Raw genomic sequence first — 14,713 nt, 5'->3', positions numbered from 1 at the left:
GCGTGCCTACATCATTACCACGTCAAACTGTTCCTGGGTATACAGGGGCTCCTGATTGATGACAACCTGTTTGCCAATAAAGACTTCCAGTTCTGCGACAGCATGGGACTCTTCGCCTTGCAGGGCATCGACCACAGTCGGTGAGGCGTACACAACAAACTTGTCGGCATCATAAGCGCGGTTGACCCGGGTGATTTCACGCAGGATCTCGTAACAGACGGTTTCAACCGTCTTGACCGTACCGCGCCCTTTACAGGTTGGACACTGTCCACACAGGATATGTTCCAGGCTTTCACGGGTACGTTTGCGGGTCATCTCCACAAGTCCGAGCTGGGTAAAGCCATTGATGTTGGTTTTTACCCGGTCTTTCTCCAGCGCCTGCTCCAGAAGGTGCAGAACTCTCCTGCGGTGCTCATCAGACCCCATATCAATAAAGTCGATGATAATGATACCGCCAAGGTTACGCAGCCGGAGTTGGCGGGCAATGGCCTGGGTCGCTTCAACATTGGTGTTGAAGATAGTCTCTTCCAGATTGCGACGGCCAACAAACGCACCAGTATTGATATCGATGGTGGTCATGGCTTCGGTCTGGTCGATAATCAGGTAACCGCCGGATTTAAGCTCAACCTTGCGATCCATGGAACGCTGGATTTCATTCTCCACATCGTAGAGATCGAAGATTGGCATATTGCCGCTGTAGTACTCCAGTTTGTCCGTCAGCTCAGGGACAAACTCAGAGGTAAACTCCTGCAGCTTTTCAAAGGTCAGGCGTGAGTCAACCTTAATCAGCTCAATCTCAGTACCGACAAAATCACGCAGGATTCGTGGAGCCAGGCCCAGCTCCCCATATAACATGGTTTTGGAAGAGTAGCGGTCACGACGCTCGATTACCTTGCGCCACAGGCGCTTGAGGAATTCGGCATCCTGACGCATTTCAACATCGCTGGCACCTTCCGCGGCGGTACGGATAATAAAGCCACCCAGTTCATCACAGTATTCGGTGACCGTGTTTTTCAGGCGCTCTCGCTCTTCCTCGCTTTCGATTCGCTGGGAAACGCCGACATGGCTTGCCCCCGGCATAAACACCAGATAACGCGAAGGAAGCGTGATATCGGTTGTCAGGCGGGCACCTTTGGTACCCAGCGGATCTTTAACCACCTGCACCACCAGATCCTGCCCCTGGCGAACCAGCTCGGATATGTCACGGACCTTGAATTGCTGCTTTTCACTTTCAGCAACGCATTCGGTATGCGGAACAATGTCAGACGCATGAAGGAAAGCTGCTTTTTCCAGGCCGATATCAACAAACGCGGCCTGCATGCCCGGCAGGACACGGCTTACTTTCCCTTTGTAGATATTCCCGACGATGCCGCGCTTTGCCTCTCTCTCCACATGGATTTCCTGAAGGCTTCCGCCTTCAATCATGGCAACGCGCGTTTCAGTAGGGGTGACGTTAATCAGTAACTCTGCACCCATGGTTTCCCTCGGCTAATTTTTTCAGAATTCTTTTATCAGCGCTTCTGTTTCGCACAGTGGCAGGCCAACCACAGCGTGGTAGCTGCCCTCGATCCGCCGGACAAACTTTCCGCCAATCCCCTGAATAGCATAGCTTCCTGCCTTATCGCAGGGCTCACCGGATTGCCAATACTCTCGGATCTCTTCCGGTTCGATATCCCGAAACCAGACGTCAGTAACCACTAACTCCGTTTTTTGTTTTTCGTTGTCGGCCAGGGTTACCGCTGTCATCACCTGGTGCGAGCGCCCGGACAGCATGGAAAGCATCTGTTCCGCATGAGCAAGGTCCTGGGGTTTTTCCAGCACATTCCCATCACATACCACGATAGTATCGGAGCCGATAACCGGCTTGTTTTCCGGAGCAACAGCCACACCGGCCATCGCTTTGTCCCTGGAAAGGCGGCGCACATAGGCCTGTGCCTGTTCACCGGGCTGACGTACTTCTTCAACATCCACTTTCAGGACATCAAAGTCCACACCAAGCTGGGACAGTAGTTCACGTCGCCTTGGCGACCCGGAAGCTAAGTAGACCGGTGTAAGAGACATAGTTATTTACCTTATCGCAAACTGGCGGCGAATTCTGCGAAGCAGCAGGAACAGCCACGGCCATAACAGGAAGTTTAACAATGCCGACCACAGGAGCTCAGGAAGGAAGGTGATATTGGAGATCACATATTCAGCCCAGAACTCTATCAACTTGCCCAGTACGCCGAGGCAGGCCACCAACATTGCCTGTTGCCACAAGGAAAGGTTCCTCAGCAACTGGAAGTTAATGGCAACCAGGTAAATCAGGATAGACATGGTAAGAGCACGTACACCCAGCGTTGACCCCAGCATCAGATCCCACAACAGGCCAAGGATCATTGCCGAGCCGACATTTACACGGTGTGGCAGCGCCATTACCCAGTAAGTCGCCACCAACAACACCCAATTGGGGCGGAACGGTTCAAGCGCTCCCGGCCAGGGGGTTGTTTGCAGGATAAGTGCGACGATAAACGACGTCCAGATAACCAGATGGCCGCGCAGCGCACTTGATTTAGTCGCCATTGCCAGCCTCCGGTTTTGTCACTTCAGGTTGCGGTTTTGCATTCACCTTGCTGTCTACATCGTTGGGGGTTACTGCGGGCTTGGCATCCTCAGGGACGCTGACACCATTACGCTCAACACCGGTTGGCCAGACAAGCAGCACATAGCGTAGCCTGTCAAAACTCACTGCGGGCTTGGCGATCACATCGGCAAACGGGCGCTGGTTGTCATAGGCAAAGGATGTAATGGTTCCAACCGGGTATCCCTCAGGGAACACACCACCCAGGCCGGAAGACACCAGTTTGTCTCCCACATCAATATCCGTGCTGCTTGGAATATTATCCAGTCGAAGGGTATCAACCTCACCGGTACCAGATGCAATAACACGAATGTCGTTACGCATTACCTGAACGGGAATAGCATGGTTCGGGTCTGTCAGCAGGACAACCCGGCTGTTATGCGCCCCGACATAGGCTACCTGGCCGACAATGCCTTTTTCGTTGATCACCGGCTGGCCTTCGTAGACCCCGTTGGTCCGGCCTTTGTCGATCATAATCTGCCGCTGGTAAGGGGACGAATCGACAGCCATCACTTCAGCGATCATCTTGCGCTCATCCCGGACAAACGGCGACCCAAGCAACTGACGCAGACGCTGGTTCTCCTGCTCATACTGATCTTTCAGCAGCAGGTCACTTTTCAGGTGCAGGACTTCGTTTTTCAGGGCGTCGTTTTCGCTGATAAGGCGCTCACGGGAAGTCAGTTGGACAAACGTATTGTCCAATACATCACGGGGCATGTTTGCAGCAAACTGGAGAGGTGCAACAAACGAGTTCAAAAGGTAGCGCACGCTGGTAAACGCGCCTAAACGGCTGTCAGCCAGCATAAGGCTGGCTGACAGGAGAATCGCCAAGAAAAGGCGGAGTTGCAGGGATGGTCCCCTGCCAAATATCGGTTTCATTCAGTGTATTAACCTATAGAGACACACAGCCGAAGCTGTCAGTCTTCACTGAAAAGATCACCGCCATGCATATCAATCATTTCAAGTGCTTTACCGCCACCACGCGCCACACAGGTCAGCGGGTCTTCAGCAACCACGACCGGAATGCCGGTTTCTTCCATCAGCAGGCGGTCAAGGTCACGAAGCAGCGCACCACCACCGGTCAGCACCATACCGCGCTCGGAGATATCTGAAGCCAGCTCTGGCGGACACTGCTCAAGTGCAACCATTACCGCAGATACGATGCCGCTCAGGGGCTCTTGCAGGGCTTCCAGAATCTCGTTGGAGTTCAGGGTAAAGCTGCGAGGTACACCTTCTGCCAGGTTACGGCCACGCACTTCAATTTCCAGCACCTGGTCACCAGGGTACGCAGAACCGATTTCATGCTTGATACGCTCAGCAGTCGCTTCACCAATCAGGCTGCCGTAGTTACGGCGGACATAGTTGATAATAGCTTCATCGAAACGGTCACCACCAATACGCACTGAAGACGAATAAACGACGCCATTCAGAGAGATAACAGCCACTTCTGTTGTACCGCCACCGATATCGACCACCATAGAACCGGTCGCTTCAGATACCGGCAGGCCTGCACCGATTGCTGCCGCCATAGGCTCATCAATCAGGTACACTTCGCGGGCTCCCGCACCCAGTGCAGATTCACGGATTGCACGGCGTTCTACCTGGGTAGAACCACAAGGCACAGCAACCAGCACGCGAGGGCTGGGACGCAGTACATTGTTGTTATGGACTGACTTGATAAAGTGCTGCAGCATTTTCTCAGTCACATAGAAATCCGCGATCACGCCGTCTTTCATAGGGCGGATAGCTGCGATATTGCCCGGGGTACGACCCAGCATCTGCTTGGCGTCGTGACCTACTGCCGCAACACTTTTTGGCGAGCCGGCACGATCCTGGCGAATAGCAACAACGGAAGGTTCATCAAGGACAATACCCTGTCCTTTCACGTAAATCAGGGTGTTGGCGGTTCCAAGATCGATAGAGAGATCGTTGGAAAACATGCCACGAAGTTTCTTAAACATAGTGGTTGGTGAGTCCTGCAAGCACTTGGGAGTATTTTTTGTTGCGCTAACTTTATCAACAGCCACGCTTCCCGACAAGACAGCGTTCTGTCAAACAGGAGGCATGGCAAGGTTTTTGTCAAAACTAACTGGTTATTTGGACCCTTTTACGGGAATCAGTTCACCTCTCGCCAGAAAACCACACGATCATGGCCCCGAAATATACCGAAATAGACACTGGCCCGAGGATCCACATTTGCGTTGGGTGAACTGCCGTCCCAGTTCCAATAATATTTCAGCCAGGCAGGCATCGGAACAGAAGCCGTCACCTCCCCCTCAAAGCCCTGGTTCGAAAGCCAGTGAAGTGTAGTCCGTCCGTCGTTGAAATGGCTGTCAGGCCAACTGCGGCTTACACCAGCAGGAACCGGGGAAGGCACAATATGGGTACCGGAGGCAGTAAGGCTGACATTGCCGAGTACAGAACAGTTGTCCAGATCGTTGCGAACCCAGTCACTGCCATTCCAGTATCTGGCTTCCACATTACTTTTTACCGTTTCGTTTAATGGCCCCACCGCATATTCGACATGGCCTCTGCCATACCTCATCATCTGCGTGCCAAGCTCAACCGCAGTGCAATTTGCTCCGCACTCTCCAGCCTGCCCCGGATGCATGTTCTTACCGGTTAACTCACTTCCATCGGGATCACTAAGGCTGATGCCGATATCCATATTGTCATATGGACCATCCAGCACGGTCCCTCGGGAAAATACGATTTGATCTTCGATTGCGGCAACGCCTGCCCGCCAATTGGTTTCGATAGACTGGCTGGTTGTCGATTGAGTACCCAGATGGCTGTCCAACCGGACAGAAAGATTTCGCCCATCATTATCGTTTTCGGCGACGACACCTGCCGAGGCTTTTGCGAAGTTTCCTCGGTAGTTTTGTGTTGTTGCCCCTTTGTGGTTTTGGGCAACCAGATCACCGGATATAGAAAAAGGCTCCGCCATATAACTGAACACATGACAGCCCGGCGTTATGTCTCCATTATTCAGTACAAAATGATCCGGTATAAATCGCCCGACCGGCTTGCTGGTCGCGGGCTGAACAGGCTGCATTTTTCCATCAATAACAACCCCCGGGGAGCCCAGGTATTCATCCGGTGGCTCAGCGGTAAAGGTAAACACTCCCACTTCAGACACATTGAACTGGCGGGTGTTGTCATTCCCTTTCTGCCAGCCTGTAAACGTTGCGGGTTGATCGCAGACCGTGCCGCCGTTAACTTGACGACATCCTTCCACAATTGCGTTTACACCTGATGCTGGTGTCTTGAGGTTTGATGTAATCGCCAGACCTTCATGGGCGTAATTTGGAGTGGCTGTTGAGTAATCACAGAAGTCACCTGAAGAAGGTGGATTCTGCTGCCAAGCCACACCCTTAACGGTGATATCAAAAGGCTGTCCAGTCTTCTTAAACACAGGGCATCTTGCGTTGCCTTTTGTACAGATTTGCTCCGGCTCAACACATAGTCCGGCAGGGAAGCTGACGAAAGTGTCAAAGCCACTGATTTCGAGTCCCTCGTAATTATCGGTACCAGCATGTTTGGCATCTATCCTTATTTTACCCGCATCGGGATAATTGACATCAAGGTACCCGATGCCTTGCTCATTGAAATTTATCCGGACGTTTTTATAGTCTGAATCCAGCACCACATTATTTACTACCGGCTTGGGCGCGCCAATGATCTGCTTGGAATCTGGTATCTGATAAGAGAATTTGAAACCGACATTTCGCGGCTGGCTTAAATAAGGAATACACTGCCCCTCCGCCCGTCCCGGTGAGGAGTTAACCACTGCGGAAATTTTGATATCTGATGCCGGTTTTCCTGCCAGTTTATCGGGTATATCGAAAATGAAGCCAGCATCGTTAAATCGCAGAGTACAATAGTCCTCAGAATAAGGTCCTCCGCGGCTGCAGAGAGTTTTGCTTTCTGGATTGGTGGCGTGAGAAGAGCCCACAACATCAAGAACAATTGGTATACCGGACTTAAACTGTTTTAAGTAAGCCTTGGCAGTTCCATCTTTTAGCGTGACCGGGTTTTTCGACCACCCGCCCGTTATATTTTCAGCGTTTAACGTCGCTGTGACTTCTTCATCGGTAAACCTGTCGGTGCACTCGCTATTTTTACAGGCAAATACATTGATTTTTAGAGGAGAACAAGTAAGTGGAGTTTGAGTATATTTGATACGAAAGTGATCAAGCTTCTGAGGCTGAGGCTTGGAATTACACATTCCACTCAGATCTGCATTGTTTACAGCATCTTCATCATAAACCCATTTCGAATTACCAGACGTGATCAAATCACTATTATTTTCTACTGCAAAGGCACCATTGATAGTTGAATTACCGCTGACAGTTGTCTTACCCGCAGCATAAACCACACCTTTAAAATTAAGGTTCCCGGTAAACTCCAATGGACCCTTAACATAAATGAACATATTTTCAGGCTTATCATTTGGGCCAGAGTTTAAATTTACATTTCCAGAAATCCGCAATTCCTTGAAAAAAAAGCGAGTGGTTACACCACTTCCAGAAATATTTTCTAGGCCGGCTAAGGTACAGTTACCAAAAACATAGTCTCCGGGAGGATAGACTTTTGATTCAGGACAAAAAGAGTTCGAGATGCTGTCTAATTCATCTTCAATATCTTTAGGCGGTTTCATTTCTACGCCATCAGGCACGTTGTCTTCATCACCCGGTGGAAATACATCAACGCAGAGTGGAAGGTCGTTTGCAAATGAGTAACCGCCCAGGAAAATGCTCATCAACACAAAAACAACCCCGAAACGCTTTTTCATGAGCGGTAAACTCCAGTTTGTGCATCAACGACACATCGAATCGTCTTTGACCGACAGAGGGTAGAGGCTGAAAAGTCCATGAAACAAGAAGGCCCAATGAGTGCATCTGTCTCCGGGGAGAGGGGTTGCAGTATCAAGGAGCGCCGCTACAAGCGAGGAGGAATTCGTCCCCTGGTCATGTCCTGCATATCACCTTCCACAGAGAATAAGATGATGAAATCAATAAGAAACAAATTGTACGCAATTTATCACCTATTATGACCAGAGCAAAACAATGGGAAGCGTATTTGGATCAAATTTGTAAGAAGAAAATAACGTTTGCGGGATTTGAGAATACCGGGGGCAGTAACCAGCGAAAAATAAGAGGGTTAAGTGCCGACAAGAAACGGATAACGGAAGAGAATGAGGAAACTATAAGTGCAAGTTTGGTACCTGGAAGGAGGTTGGGTATTTATTGACATAACATGTGAGATTGCTACGTAGCCGGTTTTACTCCAATGCAGTCACCCTAAGCGTCCGTTTTACTCTCATGCAACCCGAGCTGTCAGAGGTTGTGCCGGAGCAGTTGTCACTTTTGCAAACAGCTGAGCTTGTTATGGTATACATGGTTTGCCCGGCTGAGCTCACAGCACCACATCCTAATTCCACCGAGCAACCGCTAAACCCTTCCAGTCCCGTGTCAGCGCCAATGTTCCAGGAAGCAGACACCCCGGAACACCCTGTACCGGTTCCGGACAGTGGGTACAACTCAGAAAGCGCCCTCTCGGCTGCGCTGCCAGCAGCGCTGTGAGCCCGGATGCTCCAGACTTCAATCGCCGTACTGCGAGACGTTCGCCCCAATATTTGTACTAACGCAGCCCCCAGCACCAACATCCCGACCAGCACAAAAATCGATGTCATGAGCATCGACCCTTGTTGCTGGTGTTTGGAACCATTCATTCTTCTTTTACGGCACATTGGCGATACTGACTTGATGGTGGAATGTAAAGTTCTGACCGGAAATACTGAACTCCGGCTTCATGGTTATCAGGGCGTTGCCGGCTGTTCCGGCTGATACCACAGTAAATATGCTGCTTGCGCTGACATCATTAACCAGTAACTGAGCCATCAGGGCACTTGCGCCCATCTGGGTTGGTTCAAGTTGGTTTTCGGAAAGTGCATAACTGGCGTACCGGCGAACCTCTCCTTTTGTTTCTTCATAGCAATAGCTCACCGGTGTTTTTGCCACATAAAACCGTTGCCGGGGCGATTCACTAGAAAATCGAAGGGGGCCTCCGGAAAACGTGATATCAAAGGTGTTGGCATCCGATCCCGCTGTTGATGTATCTATTACTGCGCGGTTAACACCATTGCTTCCGTTCACTGAATATACAGTAGAAACCGAGACAGGGTTCACCCACATAATTTCTCCCTGTGAAAGCGAACCGGACGGCATAATAACGGTACCGCCAATGCTTGTTGCTGCAGGATAAATTGGCAGAGAAAGGTAACGCCCCTTGGACAAAATCGGCAAAAACTCCAGGCATTGCCAATTACTGCCGGTTTTCACCCGGACACTGTTTGGGACAGCATCCCGGACCTCCCGCGTCATTCGTGCCAGTACAAAACGCCCTTCACCGAGGATATTTTCAGTTTTCACCGTATCCGCGTAGATATCTCCCCCAGCTCGAATAATGCTCCCCACAGAGAAGATCACGATCCCCATAATCACCACGACAGTGACCATTTCGATCAGGGTAAATCCCCTTTGGGCTGACCGGAGAAAACCATGCATCAGAAGTTACTCCTGACGGAGTTGAATTTCAGCTCAGTCCCACCTGGTGTCGTCACGGTAACCGATACTATTTTCTGTGCTTTCGCTGGAGGGTTGGCATAGGCAACTGAGACACTCAGTCTGTAGTTTTCATAATAATCCTGGTATTTCTCCCCGGATGAGTTCATGTCAGAGTTTTCATTCAGCCCGTTGAAATCATCAACGTCATCATAATCACCCCGCCCTTCGGAGTCAGGCCCCATTGTATCGGAGCAGGCCAATGCCCCCGGTGAAGACGAGCCACAGGCCGGAACGCCTCCGGTCGGTGTATTCTCATCAAACTTCTTGCTGTTTATTTCATTTAAAAGGGAGTGGGCCAATTCTGCTGCTCGCACTTCATGCAGGGCGCTGCCAGCACGTTTTGCCTGAGGAAACAGCAGTGTAGTCATCAACAGGATGGCAAACCCAAACACCACGATACCGGCAACCAATTCGATAAGCGTGAATCCTTGTGACTTTCTCGACATGATGTCACAGGGCATAAATATACCCCTCAGATTCAACCATAACCGGGAGGGTTTGGTTTCCAACAACAGTAATACAATCAGAAAGAAGGTTGCAGGTTAAATTGGTCTGCCCAAGGGGAGAAAAATCGACATTAAACGTAGAACTGCCACCATATTTGACTGCTGTCCCGCTTGGTAAAACGGACGCCTCGTCCTGCCAGTTCATCGCACCGGAACAGATACGCCCACTGCGTGCATCAAATTGCTGGATTCGGTAACTGCCGGATTGAACGTTTACCCGGTAGCAGCGGTCAGGGTTGTTAAGGCCAAGGATTTGGGCATGGCGCAACTCGGCGACCAGCGCATCCCGGGTCCCATATAGATCAAAGTCGCCAAACCCACTTAACCGGGGAATGGCGACCACTGAAAGGATACCCAGAAGCAGCACAACAACCACCAGCTCTACGAGAGTAAAGCCGGCACGCTTACTAAACATTGCTTCCTTAAACGGCATCAAACAAGCTATTTTTTATTCGCAACCAGTTCCAAACTTAATAGTGGTTTTAGCAGCTGACGCAGCATTTGACCCTGTTGCTTCTAAATATGTAACAATACAGGTAGATGTATTCGCTGCAGTTCCCTTGAATGAGTACGTGACAGATTTAGATCCTGCTGTAGTATTTGAGGACACTTCGGTCCAGTCTTCATTTAATCCAATAACTGCCGCACCAATCCCAGCAGAAGTCGCAGCTGGATAGCCATTTACAACAACGATTCCGTCAACATTTCCATCTGTAACACTGTCAACAGCTGCTTTACCGTACACAATACTTGCAGCGCCATCAATGGCACCTTTCAGCCCCTGAAGCGACGCTTTCTTAGCATCATCCTGGAAGTTAAGGAACTTCGGGGCAGCGGTCACTGCAAGAATGCCAAGAATCACGATGACTACCACCAGCTCTATCAGCGTAAAACCGCCTTGCTTTCTCATAAAACACTCCTAATTTAAATGAACTTCAATGCGGCCAATTGCCGGCCGGTAAGAGAAATAATGCCCATTGGTAGCGTTGCTACTTCCGGAGTTTTCCCCAGCTGTTTGGGATGCCAGCTGGTAGTAAAGACATCGAGGTGTTCCCCCCTCACTGTCTTTGGAAACAAAGTACCGGTAGTTACCGGATGCCAAATTTGACGCGTTACGGGTCGACCGGGGCGGGTTCTGAAGCAAGTTATCCAGCATCTCCTGGCACTCTTTCGCAGTAACCAGGTCAACATCTGCAATGCCGTTTTCCAGTGCAAACGGATACCCGTCACGCTCACTGCCATCAGATTCTGCCGACGTCAGGGTAAAAACCGTCCCGTCATAGTTAACCTGGTTGATGCCTGCGGAATTTCTGGGGCGGCCGGTTGCCTCCCATTGCGCCCTTGCTGACAGCACAGCAGTGGCAAACCCACCAGCCATCCCTTCCAAAGCTGCTACCTTGGCTTCATCTGTTACCTGAATAAAGCGCGGCAAGGCTGCAGCGGCCAATACACCGATGACAACAATGACGATAACCAGCTCAATCAATGAAAATCCTTTTGAATACTTCATTTTTCACCCTTTGCGTCATTTTTGCGGCATATTTAACGTCAAAATTTCGTTGATCATTATTCTCCCACTTTCATAGCGCAATACCAGCAAATTTTTCCTTGAAATCTTATAAAAACATGCGGTTAAATTACTTTTCTGTATGTATCCATCGAAATCCATAACTGGTGAAACATCCCTGTTATCTTGGGTGGTGAATAGGGTCCAAATCAGACCGCAATCCAACACGCCATTTGTTCTGACTACCGGGACGCCATTAGGGGAGAAGCTCACTGGAATACCATCGATATCCAATTGGGCAGGCCTTCCATTCAGCTCCCAAAGCTCCCGCAAGCTGGCTGCAGACCGGTACATGGTCGTCCGGTAAACCTCCCCACTGACCTTGCTGGCTTCTTCTGCAACCTGCTCTGATTTTTCCAACAACACCGCAACCAAAACCGCAACCAGCGCCAGGAATATTCCGGATACCAAAACCCTGCGATGAAGCAGCTCACGCGCCACGTACTGCATCCAACATGCCCCACATGGGCAGGAAAATACCCAAAGCCAGCAAAAGTACCATTGCAGCAACAACAGCCAACAGGATCGGCTCAATCCTCGCCGTCATGGTTTTTAGATCGTAATCCACTTCACGGTCATAAAAATCAGATACTTCCAGCAAAAGCTGGTCAATTTGTCCGGTTTCCTCACCCACTGAAATCATTTGCATCACCAATGGGGTAAAAATCCCGGTTTGCGATGCGGACGAACCTATGCTCGCTCCTCCTTCAATTCCCTGACGCATTTCTACCAGCCTGTTCTCCAGGTAACGGTTGCCCAGGGCTTCTGCTGAAAGCTGCAAAGCCCGGTTAAGCGGCACACCCGCCTGAAGCATCAAGGCAAAGGTGCGGGAAAACCTGGATAGTTGGGCCCTGTTCACCACCGCCCCGACTATCGGGAAACGCAGACGCCAGCGATCCCAGGTTTCACGCCCTTTATCGGTTTTCCGCCAGTTGCGGAAAAGCACCCAGCCCAGCAAGGAAACACCCAGCAATAAATGCCAGTAGTTCACAAAGAAATTGGATGAAGTGATCAGGATGCGGGTTGGCAGTGGAAGGTCTACTCCGAACCGGCTGAACATGGAGGCAAACTGGGGAATAACCTTGATGTTAAGCACTACAGTGGCAATACCAATGGCGCTCAGTACAAAGGTCGGGTACCGCATTGCCGTTTTGATCCGCCTGCGCGTTTCTATCTCCTGCTCATAATAAGCCGCCAGTTGTTCCAGAGACTGCTCAAGGCGGCCAGTGTTCTCACCGACAGCAATCAGGGAGATAAAAAGGTCGGAAAATACCTTGGGGTGTTCACGCATTGCCATGGAAAGTGCACGGCCATTTGCCAACTCTGAGGCAATATCTTCCAATGCCCCTTTAAGCAGCGGATGGTTGGAGCTTTGTGTCAGACCCTTGATTGACCGTAGAAGAGGGACACCAGCTTTGGTCAGGCTGTAGAGCTGACGACAGAAAATCACCAGCAAATCCAGAGGAACCGAACGCTGGAAAAGATCACCAAGGTTCAGAGACGTGCTGCCAGAGCGAGCACTGCCTTTGCGCAGTTCCAGGGGAATGATGCCCTGTTTCATCAGGGTATCAGCAGCAGCAGCCTCGCTCTTTGCTTCAAGCGAGCCACTTACCGCTTTTCCGGCTGAGTTCCGCCCCCGGTAATTAAAGCTCTGCATTTCCCGCCCCCGGAGTGACTACCGATGACGGGGAATGGGAGTCCCCTTCACCAAGCAGTATCACCTCATCCAGGCTGGTCAGCCCCTGCTGGGCCAACTCCATCGCACTGTTGATGAGCGGTTTGTAACCGTCTGCCCGACGGGCAACCTGACTGAAACCGACAGCATCGTTACCTCTCAGGGCATCGATCATTTCCTGATCCAGTTCCAGCAACTCAAACACACCGATCCTTCCGCGGTAACCGGTAAAGTTGCAGGTCTGGCAACCACGCCCACGGGAAAAAGGCACCGAACCTAAACCAGGGAATCGGCTGTGCAGCCAGCTTTGCTGGGCATCATCAAGCACTGCCGGCTCACCGCAGTCCTTGCAAACCCGGCGGACAAGCCGCTGGGCCATCACCGCCCTCACAGAACTGGCAACCAGGTAGCCGGGCGCATTCATGTCAAGGAGGCGCAATGCGCTGTCAATCGCATCATTGGTGTGGAGGGTGGAAAGCACAAGGTGACCGGTCAATGAAGCACGAAGCCCAATTTCCACTGTCTCCTCATCACGCATCTCACCAATCAGGATGATATCCGGATCCTGACGCAGAAAAGTCCGCAGAATCGAAGAGAACGTCAGGTTGATCTTGCTGTTTACCTGTACCTGGTTGATTCGCGGGAGCCGGTATTCCACCGGGTCCTCAGCAGTAATAATCTTTTTCGACGCCGAGTTAAGTTCATTCAGCGCACCATAAAGTGTTGTGGTTTTACCGGAACCGGTTGGCCCGGTAACCAGGATCATCCCATGTGGACGTTTCAGTTGGCGGCGGAAACGCTCCAGCAGGTCGGCAGGCATACCCACTTCTTCGAGGCTGAGGATACCCGCTGACTGATCCAGCAAGCGCATTACCACAGATTCGCCATATTGCACTGGCATGGTTGATACACGCACATCAACGGAATGCCCTCTCACCCGGATGTTAAAGCGGCCATCCTGAGGCAGGCGCTTTTCGGAAATATCCAGTCCGGACATCAGCTTAAGGCGCAATACCAGTGCAGAGGCGACACTGCTCTCGTTAAGCAGCGTTTCGTGCAGGATGCCATCGATTCGCTGGCGGATACGAAGGCAGTTGGAATCCGGTTCAATGTGGATATCCGACGCACCGACCTGGATCGCATCCTCAAACAGGGTATTAATCAGTTTAACAACGGTGACTTCTTCGCTGCCTTCATCATCGAGGCCAAACGAATATTCAGATGCCGTTGAATGCTCGGCTTCGAGTTGCTCTGCAAACGAGACAATTTCCTGGGTACGTCTGTAATATCGGTCAAAGGCATTAATCAGCTGGTGCTCAGGGGCAATCATCAGCTCGACGTTGTAATTGCCAAGCAGGCTGAACAATGACTCTTGGGCAGCAAGGTCGGCCGGGTCACTCATCGCCACACGCAGGGTCTGGTCGCGTTGGCTGATAATCATGGCGCGAAGGCGACGGGCATGCACTTCTGGCAGCAGGGAGACAGCTTCCTGTTCCACCGTCATCCGCGACAGGTCGATCAGGGGGACATCCAGTTGCTGGGACAGGAACCTGAGCAGTTGGTTTTCACTGAGGAAGCCCATGTCAATAAGCGTGGCGCCAAGCTTACGCCCCCGCCCCTGCTGGTTCTGCAAAGCCTGATCAAGCTGGTCCTGGGTGATGATGCTCTCATCAACCAGCAAATCCCCAAGGCGCTTTCTGAGTTTGACCTGCATAG

15 protein-coding genes are annotated in these 14,713 nt (G+C 51.1%); all 15 read right to left on the bottom strand.

The window, feature by feature from the left end; all coding sequences use genetic code 11:
• Positions 1-6: 6 nt before the first annotated feature.
• The 15 genes from rng to NF212_RS01725 all read right to left on the bottom strand — a co-directional run bounded on the left by rng (position 7) and on the right by NF212_RS01725 (position 14,711).
• A complete protein-coding gene (rng, locus tag NF212_RS01795; RefSeq protein ID WP_434358298.1) occupies positions 7-1,476 on the bottom strand; it encodes a ribonuclease G in 1,470 nt (489 codons plus the stop codon).
• 21 nt (positions 1,477-1,497) lie between these two features.
• Entirely contained in the window at positions 1,498-2,061 is a 564-nt protein-coding gene (locus NF212_RS01790) for a Maf family protein (protein WP_434358296.1), read from the bottom strand.
• A gap of 6 nt (positions 2,062-2,067) precedes the next feature.
• Positions 2,068-2,562 carry a rod shape-determining protein MreD gene (gene mreD / locus NF212_RS01785; RefSeq protein ID WP_434358294.1) on the bottom strand — a complete coding sequence of 165 codons (495 nt, stop codon included), beginning with the start codon at positions 2,560-2,562 and terminating at the stop codon, positions 2,068-2,070.
• Positions 2,552-3,499, bottom strand: a complete 948-nt coding sequence (mreC, locus tag NF212_RS01780) for a rod shape-determining protein MreC (protein ID WP_434358292.1) — start codon at positions 3,497-3,499, stop codon at positions 2,552-2,554. The genes mreD and mreC overlap by 11 nt, the downstream gene beginning before the upstream one ends.
• 38 nt (positions 3,500-3,537) lie before the next feature.
• Complete coding sequence (locus tag NF212_RS01775) at positions 3,538-4,581, bottom strand: rod shape-determining protein (protein WP_054673941.1); 1,044 nt, start codon at positions 4,579-4,581, stop codon at positions 3,538-3,540.
• Positions 4,582-4,736: 155 nt separating this feature from the next.
• Entirely contained in the window at positions 4,737-7,415 is a 2,679-nt protein-coding gene (locus tag NF212_RS01770; RefSeq protein WP_434358290.1) for a DUF6701 domain-containing protein, read from the bottom strand.
• A gap of 489 nt (positions 7,416-7,904) precedes the next feature.
• Complete coding sequence (locus NF212_RS01765) at positions 7,905-8,315, bottom strand: hypothetical protein (protein WP_434358288.1); 411 nt, start codon at positions 8,313-8,315, stop codon at positions 7,905-7,907.
• Between the two features lie 46 nt (positions 8,316-8,361).
• Positions 8,362-9,189, bottom strand: a complete 828-nt coding sequence (locus NF212_RS01760; protein ID WP_434358286.1) for a PilW family protein — start codon at positions 9,187-9,189, stop codon at positions 8,362-8,364.
• Positions 9,189-9,710 (bottom strand): type IV pilus modification PilV family protein, encoded by a 522-nt coding sequence (locus NF212_RS01755; RefSeq protein ID WP_434358284.1) that lies wholly within the window; start codon positions 9,708-9,710, stop codon positions 9,189-9,191. The genes NF212_RS01760 and NF212_RS01755 overlap by 1 nt, the downstream gene beginning before the upstream one ends.
• Positions 9,700-10,170, bottom strand: a complete 471-nt coding sequence (locus NF212_RS01750) for a prepilin-type N-terminal cleavage/methylation domain-containing protein (RefSeq protein ID WP_434358282.1) — start codon at positions 10,168-10,170, stop codon at positions 9,700-9,702. The genes NF212_RS01755 and NF212_RS01750 overlap by 11 nt, the downstream gene beginning before the upstream one ends.
• Before the next feature lie 33 nt (positions 10,171-10,203).
• A complete protein-coding gene (locus tag NF212_RS01745) occupies positions 10,204-10,665 on the bottom strand; it encodes a type II secretion system protein (RefSeq protein ID WP_434358280.1) in 462 nt (153 codons plus the stop codon).
• Positions 10,666-10,674: 9 nt separating this feature from the next.
• Positions 10,675-11,265 carry a prepilin-type N-terminal cleavage/methylation domain-containing protein gene (locus tag NF212_RS01740; protein ID WP_434358278.1) on the bottom strand — a complete coding sequence of 197 codons (591 nt, stop codon included), beginning with the start codon at positions 11,263-11,265 and terminating at the stop codon, positions 10,675-10,677.
• A 15-nt stretch (positions 11,266-11,280) separates the two neighbouring features.
• On the bottom strand, positions 11,281-11,772 hold the full coding sequence (locus NF212_RS01735; protein WP_434358276.1) for a hypothetical protein: 492 nt from the start codon (positions 11,770-11,772) through the stop codon (positions 11,281-11,283).
• Entirely contained in the window at positions 11,753-12,979 is a 1,227-nt protein-coding gene (locus NF212_RS01730; protein WP_434358274.1) for a type II secretion system F family protein, read from the bottom strand. The genes NF212_RS01735 and NF212_RS01730 overlap by 20 nt, the downstream gene beginning before the upstream one ends.
• Positions 12,966-14,711 (bottom strand): GspE/PulE family protein, encoded by a 1,746-nt coding sequence (locus tag NF212_RS01725; protein WP_434358272.1) that lies wholly within the window; start codon positions 14,709-14,711, stop codon positions 12,966-12,968. Before NF212_RS01725 ends, NF212_RS01730 begins: the two co-directional genes overlap by 14 nt.
• Between the last annotated feature and the right edge of the window lie 2 nt (positions 14,712-14,713).

It is taken from the genome of Parasalinivibrio latis (assembly GCF_036825535.1).
In the GTDB taxonomy this organism is placed as follows: Bacteria; Pseudomonadota; Gammaproteobacteria; order Enterobacterales; family Vibrionaceae; genus Parasalinivibrio; species Parasalinivibrio latis.
Note: the sequence above shows the minus strand (reverse complement) of the source record. Positions and strands in the feature narration are given on the sequence as shown.

Bases quoted from the DNA above. Each gene is read 5' to 3' on its own strand.
- NF212_RS01750 (WP_434358282.1), bottom strand. From the start codon at position 10,170: ATGTTTAGTAAGCGTGCCGGCTTTACTCTCGTAGAGCTGGTGGTTGTT.
- NF212_RS01745 (WP_434358280.1), bottom strand. From the start codon at position 10,665: ATGAGAAAGCAAGGCGGTTTTACGCTGATAGAGCTGGTGGTAGTCATC.
- mreC (WP_434358292.1), bottom strand. From the start codon at position 3,499: ATGAAACCGATATTTGGCAGGGGACCATCCCTGCAACTCCGCCTTTTC.
- NF212_RS01740 (WP_434358278.1), bottom strand. From the start codon at position 11,265: ATGAAGTATTCAAAAGGATTTTCATTGATTGAGCTGGTTATCGTCATT.
- NF212_RS01755 (WP_434358284.1), bottom strand. From the start codon at position 9,710: ATGCCCTGTGACATCATGTCGAGAAAGTCACAAGGATTCACGCTTATC.
- NF212_RS01765 (WP_434358288.1), bottom strand. From the start codon at position 8,315: ATGACATCGATTTTTGTGCTGGTCGGGATGTTGGTGCTGGGGGCTGCG.
- NF212_RS01790 (WP_434358296.1), bottom strand. From the start codon at position 2,061: ATGTCTCTTACACCGGTCTACTTAGCTTCCGGGTCGCCAAGGCGACGT.
- NF212_RS01770 (WP_434358290.1), bottom strand. From the start codon at position 7,415: ATGAAAAAGCGTTTCGGGGTTGTTTTTGTGTTGATGAGCATTTTCCTG.
- NF212_RS01725 (WP_434358272.1), bottom strand. From the start codon at position 14,711: ATGCAGGTCAAACTCAGAAAGCGCCTTGGGGATTTGCTGGTTGATGAG.
- NF212_RS01735 (WP_434358276.1), bottom strand. From the start codon at position 11,772: ATGCAGTACGTGGCGCGTGAGCTGCTTCATCGCAGGGTTTTGGTATCC.
- NF212_RS01760 (WP_434358286.1), bottom strand. From the start codon at position 9,189: ATGCATGGTTTTCTCCGGTCAGCCCAAAGGGGATTTACCCTGATCGAA.
- NF212_RS01730 (WP_434358274.1), bottom strand. From the start codon at position 12,979: ATGCAGAGCTTTAATTACCGGGGGCGGAACTCAGCCGGAAAAGCGGTA.
- rng (WP_434358298.1), bottom strand. From the start codon at position 1,476: ATGGGTGCAGAGTTACTGATTAACGTCACCCCTACTGAAACGCGCGTT.
- NF212_RS01775 (WP_054673941.1), bottom strand. From the start codon at position 4,581: ATGTTTAAGAAACTTCGTGGCATGTTTTCCAACGATCTCTCTATCGAT.
- mreD (WP_434358294.1), bottom strand. From the start codon at position 2,562: ATGGCGACTAAATCAAGTGCGCTGCGCGGCCATCTGGTTATCTGGACG.